18 protein-coding genes are annotated in these 17,577 nt (G+C 69.6%); 4 read left to right on the plus strand and 14 right to left on the minus strand.

The window, feature by feature from the left end:
• Positions 1-25: 25 nt before the first annotated feature.
• The 9 genes from AMIS_RS36920 to trpS all read right to left on the minus strand — a co-directional run bounded on the left by AMIS_RS36920 (position 26) and on the right by trpS (position 8,587).
• Positions 26-1,294 (minus strand): ABC transporter permease, encoded by a 1,269-nt coding sequence (locus AMIS_RS36920; RefSeq protein ID WP_014447587.1) that lies wholly within the window; start codon positions 1,292-1,294, stop codon positions 26-28.
• A 3-nt stretch (positions 1,295-1,297) separates the two neighbouring features.
• A complete protein-coding gene (locus tag AMIS_RS36925) occupies positions 1,298-2,536 on the minus strand; it encodes an ABC transporter permease (RefSeq protein WP_014447588.1) in 1,239 nt (412 codons plus the stop codon).
• A complete protein-coding gene (locus AMIS_RS36930) occupies positions 2,533-4,014 on the minus strand; it encodes an ABC transporter ATP-binding protein (protein WP_014447589.1) in 1,482 nt (493 codons plus the stop codon). The genes AMIS_RS36925 and AMIS_RS36930 overlap by 4 nt, the downstream gene beginning before the upstream one ends.
• Positions 4,015-4,175: 161 nt before the next feature.
• Positions 4,176-5,264, minus strand: a complete 1,089-nt coding sequence (locus AMIS_RS36935) for a BMP family lipoprotein (protein ID WP_041830296.1) — start codon at positions 5,262-5,264, stop codon at positions 4,176-4,178.
• Between the two features lie 220 nt (positions 5,265-5,484).
• Positions 5,485-5,703 carry an SCO4848 family membrane protein gene (locus AMIS_RS36940; RefSeq protein WP_231859437.1) on the minus strand — a complete coding sequence of 73 codons (219 nt, stop codon included), beginning with the start codon at positions 5,701-5,703 and terminating at the stop codon, positions 5,485-5,487.
• On the minus strand, positions 5,703-6,077 hold the full coding sequence (locus tag AMIS_RS36945) for a hypothetical protein (RefSeq protein ID WP_014447592.1): 375 nt from the start codon (positions 6,075-6,077) through the stop codon (positions 5,703-5,705). Before AMIS_RS36945 ends, AMIS_RS36940 begins: the two co-directional genes overlap by 1 nt.
• A 7-nt stretch (positions 6,078-6,084) precedes the next feature.
• A complete protein-coding gene (locus AMIS_RS36950; RefSeq protein WP_014447593.1) occupies positions 6,085-7,005 on the minus strand; it encodes a YihY/virulence factor BrkB family protein in 921 nt (306 codons plus the stop codon).
• Positions 7,006-7,026: 21 nt separating this feature from the next.
• Positions 7,027-7,557, minus strand: a complete 531-nt coding sequence (locus tag AMIS_RS36955; protein ID WP_014447594.1) for a 2'-5' RNA ligase family protein — start codon at positions 7,555-7,557, stop codon at positions 7,027-7,029.
• A 4-nt stretch (positions 7,558-7,561) separates the two neighbouring features.
• A complete protein-coding gene (gene trpS, locus AMIS_RS36960) occupies positions 7,562-8,587 on the minus strand; it encodes a tryptophan--tRNA ligase (protein ID WP_041831639.1) in 1,026 nt (341 codons plus the stop codon).
• Between the two features lie 134 nt (positions 8,588-8,721).
• Between trpS and galE the strand changes: the two genes are divergently transcribed.
• From galE to AMIS_RS36980, 4 genes are all read left to right on the plus strand, one after another.
• Positions 8,722-9,696 (plus strand): UDP-glucose 4-epimerase GalE, encoded by a 975-nt coding sequence (gene galE, locus AMIS_RS36965; RefSeq protein WP_014447596.1) that lies wholly within the window; start codon positions 8,722-8,724, stop codon positions 9,694-9,696.
• Positions 9,693-10,823 (plus strand): galactokinase, encoded by a 1,131-nt coding sequence (gene galK / locus AMIS_RS36970; protein WP_014447597.1) that lies wholly within the window; start codon positions 9,693-9,695, stop codon positions 10,821-10,823. Before galE ends, galK begins: the two co-directional genes overlap by 4 nt.
• A gap of 37 nt (positions 10,824-10,860) precedes the next feature.
• Complete coding sequence (locus AMIS_RS36975) at positions 10,861-11,076, plus strand: hypothetical protein (RefSeq protein WP_014447598.1); 216 nt, start codon at positions 10,861-10,863, stop codon at positions 11,074-11,076.
• A gap of 90 nt (positions 11,077-11,166) precedes the next feature.
• Positions 11,167-11,982 carry an ATP-binding protein gene (locus AMIS_RS36980; RefSeq protein WP_041831640.1) on the plus strand — a complete coding sequence of 272 codons (816 nt, stop codon included), beginning with the start codon at positions 11,167-11,169 and terminating at the stop codon, positions 11,980-11,982.
• On the opposite strand, the gene cysN is transcribed toward AMIS_RS36980, so the two are convergent.
• The 5 genes from cysN to pth all read right to left on the minus strand — a co-directional run bounded on the left by cysN (position 11,966) and on the right by pth (position 17,571).
• Positions 11,966-13,264: a sulfate adenylyltransferase subunit CysN gene (gene cysN, locus AMIS_RS36985; protein WP_014447600.1), complete on the minus strand. Its 1,299-nt coding sequence runs from the start codon at positions 13,262-13,264 to the stop codon at positions 11,966-11,968. The two genes, AMIS_RS36980 and cysN, sit on opposite strands and share 17 nt — an antisense overlap.
• Complete coding sequence (cysD, locus tag AMIS_RS36990) at positions 13,264-14,175, minus strand: sulfate adenylyltransferase subunit CysD (RefSeq protein WP_014447601.1); 912 nt, start codon at positions 14,173-14,175, stop codon at positions 13,264-13,266. The genes cysN and cysD overlap by 1 nt, the downstream gene beginning before the upstream one ends.
• Before the next feature lie 57 nt (positions 14,176-14,232).
• Positions 14,233-15,114: a 3'(2'),5'-bisphosphate nucleotidase CysQ gene (locus AMIS_RS36995; protein ID WP_014447602.1), complete on the minus strand. Its 882-nt coding sequence runs from the start codon at positions 15,112-15,114 to the stop codon at positions 14,233-14,235.
• Between the two features lie 58 nt (positions 15,115-15,172).
• A complete protein-coding gene (locus AMIS_RS37000; RefSeq protein WP_014447603.1) occupies positions 15,173-16,882 on the minus strand; it encodes an exopolysaccharide biosynthesis polyprenyl glycosylphosphotransferase in 1,710 nt (569 codons plus the stop codon).
• 101 nt (positions 16,883-16,983) lie between these two features.
• Entirely contained in the window at positions 16,984-17,571 is a 588-nt protein-coding gene (gene pth / locus AMIS_RS37005) for an aminoacyl-tRNA hydrolase (RefSeq protein WP_041831643.1), read from the minus strand.
• Positions 17,572-17,577 lie beyond the last annotated feature (6 nt).

The raw sequence follows: 17,577 nt of genomic DNA on the forward strand, positions 1-17,577 counted from the left end.
TCTTGATGTATCAGCTCTTGATGTATCAGTTCTTGATGTAAGGGACGCCGTCCGCCGCCGGAGCGCGGACCCGGCCGACCAGGCCGGCCACCGCGATGATCGTCGCGAGGTAGGGCAGCATGTTGAGGAACTGGCTCGGCACCGGGCTGCCGACCGCGCTCAGGTACGTCGCCAGCTTCTGCGCGAACCCGAAGAAGAGCGCGGCGCCGAGCGCGCCGAACGGGGTGAACCGGCCGAAGATCAGGGCGGCGAGCGCGATGAAGCCCGCGCCGGCCGTCATGTTCTTGGTGAAGCTGCCGGTCGCCACCAGCGTGAAGTACGCGCCGCCGAGACCGGCGACCACACCGCCGAGCAGCACGTTCGTGTAGCGCAGGCCGCGGACCCGGACACCCACCGTGTCGGCCGCGGTCGGGTGCTCGCCGACCGCGCGGGTGCGCAGGCCCCAGCGGGTCCGGGTGAGGCCGAAGTGGATCACCACGACCAGCACGAGCGCGACCCAGACCAGCAGGTTGGTGTCGAAGAGCACCGGCCCGATCACCGGGATGTCGGCCAGGCCCGGGATCCGCCACGAGGGCAGCTGCGGCGGCTCGTTGTAGGTGCTCGCGTCCCGCTGCATCAGGCCCTCGTAGAGGAAGCCGGTGACGCCGAGCGCGAACAGGTTGAGCACGATGCCGACCACCGTCTGGTCGACCAGGTAGCGGATCGAGAGCACGGCCAGGATCGCCGCGATGATCACGCCGCCGACGGCCGCGCTGATCAGACCGGCCCAGACGCTTGTCGCCATCGTGCCGACCAGGGCGCCGGCGAACGCGCCCATCAGGAACTGGCCCTCGATCGCCACGTTCACCACACCGGACCGCTCGCCCAGCACACCGGCGAGCGCGCCCAGGATCAGCGGCAGCGCCAGCTGCAGGGTGCCGCTGGTGGTGTCCACCAGCGGCAGGAACTTGCCCGCCACCTGCCAGCAGAGGAACGACAGGACGAACGCCAGGATGCCGAGCGAGAGCAGCAGGTTCTGGAACCTCTTCGCGAAACTCGCGAAGAGCAGGCCGCCGGCCACGATCGTGACGATGCCGAAGAGGACCGCGCCGAGCTGGCCGTTGATCGACAGCGCCGCGCCCTCGGCGTCCTCGCTCAGCGTGAACCGGGCGGTCTCGCTCTTCGCGAGCGAGCCGAACAGCGCCGCGGCCAGGATGCCGATCAGGACGAGACCCGCTCCGAGGCGGCGCGGCCGGGTCCAGAACGGTTCCGGCGCCGCGAGCTCGGTGCTCGCCTCCACTGTTGCCGTCGACATGTCTCAGCCCTTCGCCAGCGAGGCGCCCGGCCGCACGAGGCGGGTGGCGCGAAGTCGGAAGATCGCCTTAACCAGGGCGGGGGCGGCGATGAAGATGACGATCAGCGCCTGGAGCACGGTGACCAGCTCCAGCGAGATGCCGGAGTAGGACTGCATCCGGTTGCCGCCGGCTCGCAGCGCGCCGAAGAGCAGGGCGGCCCAGAGGGTGCCCCACGGCTTGTTGCGGCCGAGCAGGGCGACGAGCAGGCCGTCGAAGCCGATGTTGCCGGCCACCGCGGGGGTGAGCGCGTGGGCGGTGCCGAGGACCTGGGTCGCGCCGCCGAGACCGGCGAGGGCGCCGGCGACGGCCATCAGCACCGCGTACGTCTTGGCGACGCTGATGCCCGCGGTCTTGGCCGCGTGCTGGTTCGCGCCGACGGCCCGCAGCTCGAAGCCGAACGAGGAGCGGTTCAGCAGCCAGGCCACGCCGGCCGTGACCGCCACCGCGAGCAGGATGCCCAGGTGCACCCGGAGCACGCCGCCGAACGACGGCAGCTGCGCCGAGTCCGCGATGGTCTTGCTGATCGCGTCGGTGCGGTCCGGGTCCTGCACGCCCTTCTGCAGCACCAGCCAGGAGAGGAACAGCGCGGCGGTGTAGTTGAGCATGATCGTGGTGATCACCTCGTGCGCGCCGGTGCGCGCCTTGAGGATGCCCGGGATGAAGCCCCAGAGCGCGCCGCCGATCGCGCCGGCCACGATCGCCACCACCAGGTTCAGCACGATCGGCAGGCCGAACGTGAAGCCGGCCACGCCGGCGGTGATGCAGCCGATCACGGCCTGGCCCTGCGCGCCGATGTTGAACAGGCCACCGCGGAACGCCAGCGCCACGGAGAGGCCGGTGAACACCAGCGGGGCGGCGTAGGTGAGCGTCTCGGAGATCGGCGCGAACGCGTCCTGCCAGGTGCCGGTCCCGCTGAACCAGGCGGAGAACGCCTCCGGGTCGCCGAACGCGCCCTTGAGCAGGTCGGAGTAGGCGGTGCTGATCAGCTGCCAGCTCGCGGTCAGCGCGTCACCCGGACGGGCGGTGAAGTAGGCGAACTTCGCCAGCACCTCGGAGTCGGAGACGACGATCAGGATCGCGCCGATCACGAACGCCAGCACGATCGACAGGAACGTCACCGTGACCGTGTTCGACGACCAGAGGTTGCGGGTGAAGTGGCTGAGGAACGATTCCTCTTTTTTAGCCGGCGCTTCGGTGGTCACTTCGTCCCTTTCTCGGCCGGTCCGGTGATGCCGGCCATGAGCAGGCCGAGTTCCTCGCGCGGGGTGTCCGGCGAGACGATGGCCAGGACCCGGCCGCGGTACATCACGGCGATCCGGTCGGCCAGTCCGACCACCTCGTCCAGCTCGCTGGAGACCACCAGCACCGCGGTGCCCTGGTCGCGCTCGTGGATGATCTGACCGTGGATGAACTCGATCGAGCCGACGTCCACACCGCGGGTCGGCTGTGAGGCGATGAACAGGCGCAGCGGGCGGGACATCTCCCGGGCCACCACGACCTTCTGCTGGTTGCCGCCGGAGAGGGTGCCGACCGGGGTCTCCGGCGACTGGCACCGGATGTCGAACTGGTCCACCCGCTCCTGGGCGTTGCTGCCGATGCTGTCCCGGTTCATCTTGAACGAGTTGCCGTACGGCGACCGGTCGTACATGTCGAGGATCAGGTTCTCCGCGACGGTGAACTCCTTGACGACGCCGTCGTGGCTACGGTCCTCGGGGATGTAACCGACGCCGGAGCGCAGGATCTGCTTGGTGTTCAGCGCGGTCAGGCTCTCGTTGTCCAGCTCGATCGTGCCGGCCCGCACCTCGCGCAGGCCCATCACGGCCTCGACCAGCTCGGTCTGCCCGTTGCCCTGCACGCCCGCGATGCCGAGCACCTCGCCGGCCCGCACCTCCAGGTCCACGCCGTCGACGGCACGGACGCCCCGGTCGTCATCGACGACCAGGCCGGAGAGCTTGAGCACGCCGCGGCCGGGTTCCGCCGGGGTCTTCGCGACCTCCAGGCTCACCGCGCGGCCGACCATCAGGGCGGCGAGCTCGTCCTCCCCGGCGTCCGGCGAGGCGGTTCCGACGATCTTCCCGCGGCGGACCACGGTGATCCGGTCGGCGATCGCCTTGACCTCTTTGAGCTTGTGGGTGATGAATACGATCGACTTGCCCATCGCGGTGAGCGAGCGCATCACGGCGAGCAGCTCGTCGGTCTCCTGCGGGGTGAGCACGGCGGTCGGCTCGTCCAGGATCAGCAGGTCGACGTCGCGGGTGAGCGCCTTGACGATCTCCACGCGCTGTTGCGCGCCGACCGGCAGGTCCTCGACCAGCGCGTCCGGGTCGACCGGCAGGCCGTACCGCTCGGAGGTCTCCAGGACGTCGCGGCGCGAGCGGCGGCGGTCCAGCCAGCCGAGCGGCCCGCCGCGGGTCTCCTCGCTGCCGAGCGCGATGTTCTCCGCCACGGTGAAGACGGGCACCAGCATGAAGTGCTGGTGGACCATGCCGATGCCGGCGGCGATCGCGTCGCGCGGGCTGCGGAAGACGACCGGCTCGCCGTTGACGACGATCTGGCCCTCGTCCGGCTGCAGCAGGCCGTACAGCTGGTTCATCAGGGTCGACTTGCCGGCGCCGTTCTCGCCCAGCAGGGCGTGCACCTCGCCGGGCTCGACGGTGATGTCGATGTGGTCGTTGGCCACCAGGTCGCCGAAGCGCTTGGTGATGCCGCGCAGTTTGAGTTTCAGCGGAATCTCCCGGTTCGCTGGTGGACTTCACTGGTGGGTTCAACACGAGCCGCCGCTCAGCCGCAGGTGGTGGACCCGCGGCTGGGCGGCGGCCGAGATGCTACCTAACTACTGGATCACGCAGGCGCGCTGGCCGACTCGACCTTCACGGTGCCGGCGACGATGTCCGCCTTCAGCTTGTCGATCTCGGCCTTGAGCGCCGCGTCGACCTTGGAGTCGAACTGGTTGTAACCGGCCAGGCCGACGCCGTTGTTCTCCAGGGTGCCCACGTAACCCGGGCTGGCGGCGAGCGCCTCACCCTTGGCGCCCTTGACGACGGCCTCCTTGACGGCCTCCTCGATGTTCTTGACGACCGTGGTCAGGAACACGTCGCAGTACTGCTCGGCGCTCTTGCAGCCGTCCTGGTCGACCCAGATGACCGAGGTCTTGCCGGCCGAGTCCTTGGCGACCTGGGCGGTGCCCAGGCCGGTGCCGCCGGCGACCGGCATGACGATGTCGGCGCCCTGCGAGACCAGGGTCTGGGTGATGCTCTTGCCCTTGTTCTGGTCGACGAAGCTCTCGGCGAAGGTGCCGTTCTGCTTCGCTTTGTCCCAGCCCACGACCGCGACCTTGGTGCCCTTGGTCTTGTTGTGGTACTCGACGCCGTCGTAGAAGCCGTCCATGAAGATGGTGACCGGCGGGATCTTCAGGCCACCGTACGTCGCGACCTTGCCGGTCTTGGTGTAGCCCGCGGCCAGGTAGCCGGCGAGGAACGCGGCCTGCTGGGTGGCGAACTGCATCGGGAAGACGTTGGTGTTGCCGCTGGTGCTGTCGACGATGCCGAACTGCGAGTCGGCGCTCTCCTTGGCGACCTTGGTGGTGGCGTCGCCCATCAGGCCGCCGACCGCCAGGATGAAGTTGCACTTCTGGGTCACGAAGCTGCGCAGGCCCGGCTCGTAGTCGGCCTCGGAGGAGGACGCCACGTACTTCGCGTCGACGTTGCTGGCCTCGGCCTTGGCAGCCTCCAGGCCGGCCCAGGCGGACGCGTTGAACGACTTGTCGTCGATGCCACCGGTGTCGGTGACCATGCAGGCCTTGTAAGCGGCGGCAGCGCTGGAGCCGCCGGCCGGGCTGTCCTCGGGGGCATCGCCACAGGCGGCGGCAGCGAGCGTCAGCCCACCTGCCGCGAGAATCGCCACGATCCGCTTCCCACGTACTGGGCGCAAGACGCCCTCCTTCTTGATGTGCGCACCGACCCGCTCGGTGAACCTAAGGACGGCAGCGTAGCCGGGGCTAAACGCGACGTCAGGTGATCGTTCCGGACTGTTCGTTGTCCGTTACCTGGTTGCAATCCCGGATCCCGTTCGGCCCGTTTCTGTATCACGTTGTTACGGCCGGAAACGGGCATCTGGGGTGGTCAGAGGCGATCCGAATTTACATACGGAATCACTTGTGACGCCACGCACGGACGCCCAGCACACCCACCACGGTGCCAATAGTGAGCGACGCCACGATCAACACGGCGTGCACCCAGAGGAATGAGGTGGGCGCACCGTCGGCGAACGACCGGTCGTCGTTCCAGATCGCCACCCCGAACCTCGGCCAGATCACCCACGTCCACACCCCGACGCCGACGAGGAACGCCGCCCACCGCTTGCTGATCATCACGGCGTGAGTATTCCAGCGGCGATCCGCCGCCAGCCCGCCCGCACCTCCCCGGGCTCCGGAGGGGCGCCGGGCACCGCGGCGGAGGAGCCCGCGCCCGTGTCGGCGTCGCTGAAGTCGGCGGTCCGGGCCAGCTCGATCTCCCGGCGGATCGCCTCCACCCCGTCGAGCGGCTGCAGCGGCTCCACCACCGCCATCAGATCGTCGTCGGCCACCACGGCCCGGGCCAGGGCCAGGGCGTGGTCACGCTCGTACGGACCGCAGACCACCGGATCCCACTCGTCGGGGTCGCCGAGCGCGCCGATGGTGACGACCCACGGCAGATCGGCGATCGGTGATCCAGGCGGCAGCTGCAGCGTCACGAGAGTGCCCACCGAAGCATCATCGCGGGCGGGAGTGGCGAATCCAGGTGTTTTGCCCCACGGGAGCGGTTTTATCGTCAGCTGACAGATCGGTGACCCGGCCGTGCGGGCTGGTCGCGGCCCAGGCGGCGCCGAAGAGCAGCAGCTGGTTGAAGACGTACAGATAGACCAGGGCGCCCACGGCGGAGCCGACGAGCGCGTACGCCGGGTTCCGCTCCACGATCGCGACGAACGACTTGCCCACCGTGTTGAGCAGCATCAGCCCGATGCCGACCTGCAGCACCGGCGGCGCCATCCGGCGGGCGGTCATCTTCAGCCGCGGCACGCCGGTGAGCAGGGCCGCCGCCAGCAGCATGTTGACGCCGAACGTGAGCACCAGGCTGACCACCGAGAGCAGCGTGGTGAACCCGCCGCCGGCCAGCCAGTGCAGCAGCCGCTCCAGCCCGTAGACGGCGAGCTGGGTGAGCGCCAGCAGCACCAGCAGTCCGATCAGCACGAGCAGGTCGACGGCCTGCCGCACGCCGATGTACCCGGGCTGCTCCCGGAGCTGCCAGATCAGCCGCTGGGAGGATCGGATCGACTCCACCCACCCGATGCCGGTGAAGGTCAGGCCGATGATGCCGACGATGCCGACCGTCTTCTTGCTGTCCACGATGGCTTGGACGTCGAGGAACGGCAGGTTGTCCCGGAGGAAGTCGGTCACCAGCTCGAACAGCTCGACGTTGTTGCTCAGCAGCAGGCCGAAGATGGAGTAGCCGATGAGCAGCAGGGCGAAGACCGCGAAGAATCCGTAGTAGGCGATGGCCGCGGCCAGCCGCCCGCCCTGGACGTCCCAGTACCGCAGGATGGCCCGGCAGAAATGGTCGAAGTACGGCGACCGATATCGCCACGTCGTGATCCGGGCTTCGGCAGCGTCGTACCCCCGGTCGATCGGGTTCACCGGCAGACCGTAACCGAGTTGTCAGCGCCCGAGTGGGAAGTCCCGCCGTGGCCGCCACGGCCCCTCGCCGCCGTGCGAGAAAAGCGTGAACGAGGTGACCTCGAAACTCGCCGAGAATCCGGCGAGGTCCTCGAAGACGGCGTCCAGCGCCTCCGGTGAGACGTCCTGCGCCACCGTGACGTGCGGGTGGTACGGGAACCGGGTGTCCCGCCGCACGTCCTCCGAGCGCGTGATCGCCTCGGCCAGCAGCTCACACTCACTGATGCCCTTCGCCAGCGTCACGAAAACCACCTCGGTGATCGGCCGGAACGTGCCGGTGCCGCGCAGGTGGATGGTGAACGGCGGCTGGGCGGCGGCGATCGACTCCAGGTGTTTCTCCACCGCGGGCAGCGCGTCGCCGGCCACCTCGGTCGGGCCGAGGAGCGTGACGTGTGCGGGCGTGTAGGCGGCCTGCGGGTCGCCCGCCTCGGCGCGCCGCCGGGTCAGCTGCGCGCCCCACGGTTCCGGGATGTCGATCGCCACGCCGATGCGCGTGAGTGCCGGGTCGGACACCGCGTCAGGCTCCGCGGGCCGGGGCGACGAAACCCACGTTCTGGTACGCCCGTGCCAGCGTCACCGCCGAGACGGCCCGGGCCTTCTCCGCGCCGATCGCGAGGATCTTGTCGAGGTGGGCCGGATCGTCCAGGTACGCCTTGGTGCGCTCCTGGATCGGCTTGACGAACTCGACGAGCACCTCGGCCAGGTCCTTCTTCAGGTCGCCGTAGCCGCGTCCCTCGTACCCCTCGACAAGGTCGTCGATGGTCCGGCCGGTGAGCGCGGCGTAGATGGTGAGCAGGTTACTGACGCCGGGCTTGTTCTCCTCGTCGAAGAGGACCTCTCGTCCGGTGTCGGTGACCGCCGACCTGATCTTCTTGGCCGAGCGCGCCGGGTCGTCCAGCAGCTCGATGATGCCGTTCGGCGAGGAGGCCGACTTGGACATCTTGATCGTCGGATCCTGCAGGTCGGTGATCTTCGCGGTGTCCTTCACGATGTACGCCGAGGGGGTGGTGAAGGTCTTGCCGAACCGCGTGTTGAACCGCTGCGCCAGGTCCCGGGTGAGCTCGAGGTGCTGCCGCTGGTCCTCGCCGACCGGCACCTGGTCGGCCTGGTAGAGCAGGATGTCCGCGGCCTGGAGGATCGGGTAGGTGAAGAGGCCGACGGACGTGCTGTCCTGGCCCGCTTTCGCCGACTTGTCCTTGAACTGGACCATCCGGCTGGCCTCACCGAAACCGGTGATGCAGCTGAGCACCCAGCCGAGTTGCGCGTGCTCGGGGACGTGCGACTGCACGAAGAGCGTGCAGAGCTCCGGGTCCAGGCCGAGCGCGAGCAGCTGCGCCACCGAGACGCGAGTACGGTTGCGCAGAGCCACCGGGTCGTGCCCCATGGTGATCGCGTGCAGGTCGACCACGCAGTAGAAGGCGTCATGCGTGTTCTGCATCGCCACCCAGTTGCGGACGGCGCCCAGATAGTTGCCGAGGTGGAAGGAATCGGCGGTCGGCTGAATGCCGGAAAGCACACGCGGGCGGCGGGCAACGTCGGACATGGCCGCCATTGTGTCAGCCTCTCCCCGGTAACCGCGAATCCCCCACCGTATCGCGCCGATGTTCGAACCTGTTGACTTATGAGCGTTTGTGGAGGATTCTATGATCGTCTTCACTAGCGAAAGGGTCTGAGCAAATGAAACTGCTCGTCACCGGCGGCGCCGGCTACGTCGGCAGCGTGACCAGCAGGCTACTGCTGGACGCCGGCCACGAAGTGGTCGTCCTCGACAACCTTCGCACCGGCTTCCGCGAGGCCGTCGCCCCGGACGCCACCTTCGTCGAGGCCGACATCGCCGACGCCGCGCAGGTCCTCACCCCGGACGCCGGATTCGACGCGGTGCTGCACTTCGCCGGGCTGATCGCGGCCGGCGAGTCGATGGCCAAGCCCGGGCTGTACTGGCACGAGAACGTGGTGAAGTCGCTCGCCCTGCTGGACGCGATCCGCGCCGCCAAGGTGCCGCGGGTGATCTTCTCGTCCACCGCGGCGGTCTACGGCAACCCGGTCGAGCTGCCCATCACCGAGTCCTCGATCAAGGCCCCCACCAGCACGTACGGGTCGACGAAGCTCACCTTCGACCTGGCGCTGACCTCGGAGACGTTCGCACACGGGCTGGCTGCCGTCTCGCTGCGCTACTTCAACGTGGCCGGGGCGTACATCACCGGCGAGCACGAGATCGGCGAGCGGCACGACCCGGAGACCCACCTCATCCCGATCACCCTGCAGGCCGCCGCCGGCAAGCGGGAGAAGCTGCAGCTCTTCGGCGACGACTACCCCACCACCGACGGCACGTGCGTGCGCGACTACATCCACGTCGAGGACCTGGCGCGGGCCCACCTGCTGGCCCTGGACGCGACGGTGGCCGGCGAGCACAAGATCTACAACCTGGGCAACGGCAACGGCTTCTCCAACAAGCAGGTCGTCGAGGCCGCCCGTGAGGTCACCGGCGCGGCCATCCCGGTGGAGATCGCCCCGCGCCGTGACGGCGACCCGGCGACCCTTGTCGCCTCCTCCGAGCGCGCCCGCACCGAGCTCGGCTGGACGCCGCGGAAGAACACCCTGCAGGCGATGATCGGCGACGCCTGGACCTTCTACCGGAAGCACGTGGCATGAGCGTCAAGGAGATCTTCACGGCCGCCTACGGCGCCGAGCCGGCGGGCGTCTGGGCCGCGCCCGGGCGGGTGAACCTGATCGGCGAGCACACCGACTACAACGACGGCTTCGTGCTCCCCTTCGCGCTGCCGCAGCGCACCCTCGCCGCGGCCGGCCCGTCGCCGGACGACCGCTGGCACGTCTGCTCGACCCTCATCCCCGAGCCGGTGAGCTTCGGGACCACCGCGCCGGGTGAGGTCACCGGCTGGGGCGCCTACGTCGCCGGAGTGGTCTGGGCGCTGCAGGAGGCGGGCTTCGAGGTGCCGACGGCGCGCATCGCGATCGACTCGGACGTGCCGCTCGGCTCCGGCCTCTCGTCCTCCGCCGCTCTCGAGTCGGCGGTGCTGACCGCGCTGATCGACCTCGGCGGCCTGGACCTGCCGCTGGAGAAGCGCCCGGCGCTCGCCCAGCGGGCCGAGAACGTGTACGTCGGAGCGCCCACCGGAATCATGGACCAGTCGGCCTCGATCCGCTGCCAGGACGGCAAGGCGCTGTTCCTGGACTGCCGGTCGTACGAGGTCGAGCAGATCCCGTTCGACCTGGCCGCCGAGGGCCTGGCCATCCTGGTGATCAACAGCAACGCCCCGCACCAGCACGTCGACGGCGAGTACGGCGCACGCCGCAAGAGCTGCGAGGAGGCGGCCGCGCTGCTGGGCGTGCCGGCCCTGCGCGACGTCGCCACCGCCGACCTGCCGGCCGCGCTCGAGCGCCTCGGCGACGACGTCCTGGTCCGCCGGACCCGGCACATCGTCACCGAGAACCAGCGCGTCCTGGACACCGTGGCGCTGCTGCGTGACGGCCGGGTCCGCGAGGTCGGCCCGCTGCTGACCGCCTCGCACGCCTCGATGCGGGACGACTTCGAGATCACCGTGGCCCAGGTGGACGTGGCGGTGGAGGCGTCGCTCGCGGCCGGCGCGTACGGCGCCCGGATGACCGGCGGCGGCTTCGGCGGCTGTGTGCTCGCCCTGGTCGACGCGGACCGGGCCGACGCCACCGCCGCGGCGGTGGCCGGCGCGTACGCCGAGCGCGGCTTCACCGCTCCGACCAGCTGGGTCGCCGTGGCCGGGCCGGGCGCGGCGAGGATCTAGAGGCTTTACGGGGTCCTGCGGTGGGTATGGCGCACTCATGACCAGCGAACCGCAGGACCGTAACGTCGAGACCGACCAGCCGAACGAGTTCGGCTTCGCCGGCGGGGCCACCGCGCCCGAGCCGGAGCGCACCTCCGAGTCCCGGCTGCACGACGAGGTCGAGGCGATCGCCGTGCCGTCCGGTGACATCACCGGCGCGATCACCGAGGCGATCGACGAGGTGACCGACCACGAGGACCGGGACCGCCACTGATCGCAGGGGGGTGGAGTAGGCCTTTCAGCCGATCACCCACAGGAGCGAGACCAGGGGCCGGGCAGCGGTCACCCGTCTATGGTGAGCGACATGGGGGTCAGCCCACCGTATCTCTCCGATGACACCGAGCAAGGTGTCACGGTCCGCCTCGATGCCGGGGCGGACGCCGCAGTCTCTCTCCTCACGGTCCGTGGCTCCTGGGACGACCAGCTCCGGCTCAACGCCTCGGCGACGCTGCGCCGATGCTTCACCGAGCATCCGGACGCCCTCATCGTGGACCTCACCGGGCTGCTCGACCCGAACAGCGAGAGCGCGCCGACCTGGGTGACCGCTCAGCACGCCGCGGCGGCTCTGATACCGCCGGTGCCGGTGGCGCTCTGCGTGCCGCCGGATCTGCCGCTGGCGGACCGCATGCAGGGCCTGGGAGTGGGCCGGTTCCTGCCGGTGTACGCGAAGGTGCGGCAGGCCCGGGTGGCGCTGGCCGGCCGGATCCCCGGCAGCGAGCGGCTCACGGCCACGCTGGCGCCGGACACCGACGCCCCGAGCGCCGCGCGCAACCTGGTCAGTGACGCCTGCCTGTCCTGGGGACTGGCGAGTCTGCTGCACCCCAGCCGGCTGGTCATGTCCGAGCTGGTGACGAACGCGGTCGAGCACGCCGGCACCGAGATCCACGTGGTGGTGACCCGGCGCGGTTCGGGCCTGCACCTGGCGGTGGCCGACGGCGACCCGGCACTGCCCCGGCTGCTGCCGAGCACCACCCGCCCGCGCCCCGACCTGCCGCTCGACGAGCGGGGCCGGGGCCTGCGGACGGTGGATCAGACGGCCGCCTCCTGGGGCGCGGTGCCCGCGGAGAACGGCAAGATCGTCTGGGCGACGGTACGCAGTCCGCTTATCGGGCTTCGATGATCATGCCGGCGCCGACCGTACGGTTGGTGCCCTCGTCGATCAGGATGAAGCCACCGGTCGTCCGGTTGCGGCGGTACTCGTCCGCCAGCAGCGGCACGGTGGTCCGCAGCTTGATCCGGCCGATCTCGTTGAGCGCGAGCTCACCGGCCGACTCGTCGCGGTGCAGCGTGTTCACGTCCAGCCGGTACTGCACGCCGCGGACCACGGTCCGCGCCGTCCGGGTGGTGTGCTTGATCGTGTACTTCCCACCGACGCGCAGCGGCGCCGACTCGTCCATCCAGCAGATCATCGCCTCGATGTCCTGCGCGACGGCCGGCGCGTTGTTCGGCCGGCAGATCATGTCGCCGCGCGAGATGTCGATCTCGTCGGTCAGCCGGACCGTCACCGACATCGGCGGGAAGGCCTCCTCGACCGGCCCGTCCGCGGTGTCGATCGACGCGATCTTGCTGGTCAGGCCGGACGGCAGGGCGAGCACCTCGTCACCGGGCTTGAGGATGCCGGAGGCGACCTGACCGGCGTAACCCCGGTAGTCGGTCACGGTGGTGGACTGCGGGCGGATCACGTACTGCACCGGGAACCGGACGTCGACCAGGTTGCGGTCGCTGGCGATGTGCACGTGCTCCAGGTGGTGCAGCAGGGACGGGCCCTCGTACCACGGGGACTTGTCCGACCGGGACGCGATGTTGTCGCCGTTGAGCGCCGAGATCGGGATGATCGTCAGGTCCGGGGCGTCCAGCTTCGCGGCGAACGAGGTGAACTCGTCGGCGATCCGGTCGTAGACCTCCTTGTCCCAGTCGACCAGGTCCATCTTGTTCACGCAGAGCACCAGGTGCGGCACCCGCAGCAGGGTGGTCAGGAACGCGTGTCGGCGGGACTGCTCGACCAGGCCCTTGCGGGCGTCGACCAGGATCAGCGCCAGGTCGGCAGTGGAGGCGCCGGTGACCATGTTCCGGGTGTACTGGATGTGCCCCGGGGTGTCCGCGATGATGAACTTGCGGCGCGGGGTGGCGAAGTACCGGTACGCCACGTCGATCGTGATGCCCTGCTCCCGCTCGGCCCGCAGGCCGTCGGTGAGCAGCGCGAGGTTCGTGTACTCGTCGCCGCGGGACGCGCTGGCGCTCTCCACGGCCTCGAGCTGGTCCTCGAAGATCGTCTTGGTGTCGTAGAGCAGCCGGCCGATGAGCGTCGACTTGCCGTCGTCCACGCTTCCGGCGGTGGCGAACCTCAGCAGGTCCATGCCGCGCCCGGCTGCGGCTTCCGGCTCGAGAACTGCCTGGCTCATCAGAAGTAACCCTCTCGCTTACGGTCTTCCATCGCGGCCTCGGACACCCGGTCGTCGCCGCGGGTGGCGCCGCGCTCGGTGATCCGGGTGGCGGCGACCTCGTCGATCACCTTCTCGACGGTGTCCGCCTCGGAGAGCACCGCGGCGGTCTGCGACGCGTCGCCGACCGTGCGGTACCGCACCCGGCGCACCTCGGAGGTCTCGCCGTCGCGGAGCCGGATGAACTCGTTGACCGCGTAGAACATCCCGTTGCGCTCGACGACCTCGCGGTCGTGCGCGTAGTAGATGCTCGGCAGCGGGATCTGCTCCTTGGCGATGTAGTGCCAGACGTCCAGCTCGGTCCAGTTGGAGAGCGGGAACACCCGGATCGACTCGCCGGGGTGGTGCCGCCCGTTGTAGAGCGACCACAGCTCGGGCCGCTGGTTCTTCGGGTCCCACTGGCCGAACTCGTCGCGGAAGCTGAACATCCGCTCCTTGGCCCGGGCCTTCTCCTCGTCCCGGCGGGCGCCGCCGAAGAGCGCGTCGAAGCGGTACTTCTCCTGGGCGGCGAGCAGCACCGGGGTCTGGATCCGGTTGCGGGTGCCGTCCGGCAGCTCGCGGACCAGGCCGGTGTCGATCGCCTCCTGCACGCTGGCGATCACCAGGTTCAGGCCGAGCGTGGCCACCCGCCGGTCCCGGTACTCCAGGACCTCGGGAAAGTTGTGGCCGGTGTCGACGTGCATGACCGGGAACGGGATCCGCCCGGGGGCGAACGCCTTCTCCGCGAGGCGGAGCATCACGATCGAGTCCTTGCCGCCGGAGAAGAGCAGCGCTGGGCGCTCGAACTCGGCCATGACCTCCCGCATGATGAAGATGCTCTCGGCTTCGAGCGCATCCAGATGTGAGACGCGGTAGGGCTTCGTCTGGCTCATGGGCTCAGTCCCCAGACCTTTCTCCGGTGTTCACCCTGCTTGTTTGGTGCCGACTCGTCATTGTGTCGGAAGATGCTTCTGCAACGCAGCAAGCAACCGAGGAGCGAGATCCTTACGACAGACCACCAGGTCAGGTAGCTTCGGGTCGCCCTGGTTGTAGGCCAGCGGAGTGCCGTCGATGCGGGAGGCGTGCAGCCCGGTGGCCAGGGCCACCGCGACCGGCGCGGCCGAGTCCCACTCGTACTGACCGCCGGCGTGCACGTACGCGTCGGCCTCGCCACTGATCACTGCGGCGATCTTCACACCGGCCGAGCCCATCGGCACCAGCTCGGCGCCGATCTCCCCGGCGAGCGCCGTCACGAACGCGGGCGGCCGGGTCCGGCTCGCCGCGATCCGGATCGCCCCGCCGGTCGCCGACTCCAGCGGCATCGGCGGGTACGCCGGGGGCTTGTCGGTCGCGAACGTCCGGTGCTGGGCCGGCATCGCCACCGCGCCGGCCGCGAGGCAGGCCGGATTGGACGAGTCGGCGGTCCAGAGCGCCACGTGCACGGCCCAGTCGGTCCGGCCCTCCTCGGAGAACTCCCGGGTGCCGTCCAGCGGGTCCACGATCCAGACACGCGAGGCGCCCAGGCGGTCCGGCCGGGCGACGCCCTCCTGCCAGGCCACCCGGGAGTGCTCGTCCTCCTCGGATAGGACGGCGTCAGCGGGTCGCCAGCGGGCCAGCTCGGTCTTCAGAAGGTCGTGTGCGGCCTGGTCGCCGGCGGCCTTGAGAGCCTTTGGATCCGCGTACCCGATCTCGGCTCGGACCCGGAGAAGCTCCTGGCCGGCGCGGTCCGCGAGCCAGCGGGCGAAGGCCGCGTCGATGACCGGCGGCGAGCCGCCCTCGCCGGCGTCCCGCGGCCCCGCAATGCGTGCCGACGTCTTCGTCTGCTCGCCCATCGTCTCGCTCCTCCTCGGCTTTCGCCCAGCGCCGGCCCTGCCTGCGACAGGCCCGGACTCAGTACGCCCCGGACGACCGCACCACCGCGGTCACGGTCCTGAGCAGGATCACCAGATCGAGGCTCAGGGACCAGTTCTCGACATAGCGCAGGTCGAGTCGGACCGCCTCCTCCCAGGAGAGATCCGAGCGCCCGGACACCTGCCACAGACCGGTCATGCCGGGCTTGACCGCCAGCCGCCGCCGCACATCGTCGGCGTAGGCGGCGACCTCCGTCGGCAGCGGGGGTCGCGGGCCGACCAGCGACATCTGCCCCAGCAGGACGTTGAGCAGCTGCGGGAGCTCGTCGAGCGAGAACCGGCGCAGCCACCGACCGACCGGGGTGACCCGCGGATCGTCGCGCATTTTGAAGAGCACACCGTCGTGCTCGTTGAGATGCCTCAGTTCGCCCAGGCGAGCCTCGGCGTCGAGGTACATGCTGCGGAACTTGAAGATCCGGAATTCTCGGCCGTCACGTCCCACGCGCACTTGGCGAAAGAGTACCGGTCCACGTGACGTGAGTCCCACGCAGAGCGCCACGCCCAGCAGCACCGGACCGGCAACGATCAGCAGGGCCAGTGCGCCTAAACGATCGAACACGTCCTTGACCAGGCGCGATCCGCCGTGCAGCCGGGGATGTTCGACGTGCAGCATGGGAAGTCCATCGAACGGGCGAATCGTGGTCCGCGCACCGGCCACATCGACCAGGGCGCTGGCCACCACGAGATCGACCTCGTCCCGCTCCAGCTGCCAGGCGAGCCGGCGCACCGCGGTGCCGTCCAGCTCGGGGCAGCTGAGCACCACCACGGTGTCCGCGTCGGCCTGCTCGACCGCGCTCGCCACCTCGTCGAACGTGCCGTAGACGGTCAGGCCGTCGACGCCGATCCCGTCGGCGTCCGGGGGCAGGCAGGCGCCGACCACCTCGAGGCCGTGGTACCGCTCGCGGCGCAACTGTCGGGTGATTCCGATCACTGACAGCTCGTGTCCGACAACGATCACTCGTCGGAGGTTCTCGCCGCGGCTGCGGGCAAGATGCAGCCGCTTGCGCAGCAGGAACCGGAGCACGACGACGGCGGCGATCGCGCCCGGCAGAGCGACGAGCACGTAGGACCGGGCGAGATCCAAACTGAGCGCGTACGAGACCACGGCCGCCCCCGCGATCAATCCGACGCCGCCCCGGAGCACCCGCTGATACTCGTCGCTGCCGACGAAGAGATAGCGGCGCTCATACGCCCGGGAGACCGCGAGCACCAGCAGGAGCAGGACCGGCAGCAGCGCGGAGAAGAAGGTATAGGCACGGTTGTACTGGGTCACCGCGTCGCCGAAGCGGACGATGAACGTCGCCACGCCGGCGGCGACCCCGGCGGTCAGGTCGGAGACGACGAGCGACCAGACGTACCTGCGCTCCCAGAGCTGACGCCGGGACATCGCGGCGTGCCGGCCGCGGTTGCGGACGAACGGCCGGCTCGCCGGGCGGGCGGCCTGGGAGCGGTTGGGGCGGTCCGACCAGTGCCGCTCGATCGCGTTGTTACGGGCCCCTCTGTTGGGGGCTCGCGCCTCGGATCCGGCGGGAGGTGGGCTGAGCGGCGCCCCCGGGACCGGGATCTTGGTGGTCGGGATCCACGGTCCCGCATTGGGTTTCTTCGGTGCGTCGGTGTCGGGAGTCTTCGGTGCCCCGGTGTCGGGATTCTCCGGCGCGACGGGCTCGGTCGACGACACGTCCTGAGACATCCCCCGCCGACCCCCTGTCACCCGATGCGTGCACCCGTGTGACCAACGGACGGATGGCGGAGCGCGTCACGGCATGACAAGGCGGACAAATCGCCAGGCTGTCAGCTTCCGTGGAACTTGTTCTGCGCCCACTCGACGCCCTCGAGAACTATCGCCTCGGTGACGTCGGCAGCTCGGTCCACCAGGAAGTCCAACTCCTTGCGCTCCGCACCGGAGAAGTCGGAGAGCACGTAGTCGGCCGGGTCCTGCCGGCCCGGCGGCCTCCCGATCCCGAAACGCACCCGCGCGTACTCCTTGGTGGCCAGCGACTTCGACATCGAGCGCAGTCCATTGTGACCACCCTCGCCGCCGCCCCGCTTGGCACGCACCTGTCCGAACGGCACATCCAGCTCATCATGCACCGCGATCACATTCGCCACGGGCACTTTGAAGAACTGCGACAACGCCACCACCGGGGCACCGGACAGGTTCATATAGGTCAGCGGCTTCAGGAGGATCAGTTTCGGGCCACCCATGCCCAGACGGCCCTCGGCCATCTCGCCCTGTGCCCGCTTCGCCCGGCCGAACTTGCCGCCGATCCGGGACGCCAGCAGGTCCGCGACCATGAATCCGACGTTGTGCCGGTTGCCCGCGTACTCCTTGCCGGGGTTTCCCAGGCCGACCACCAGCCAGGGTGCCTCGTCGCTCAACTTCGC

This window comes from Actinoplanes missouriensis 431 (genome assembly GCF_000284295.1).
GTDB classification, from domain to species: Bacteria; Actinomycetota; Actinomycetes; order Mycobacteriales; family Micromonosporaceae; genus Actinoplanes; species Actinoplanes missouriensis.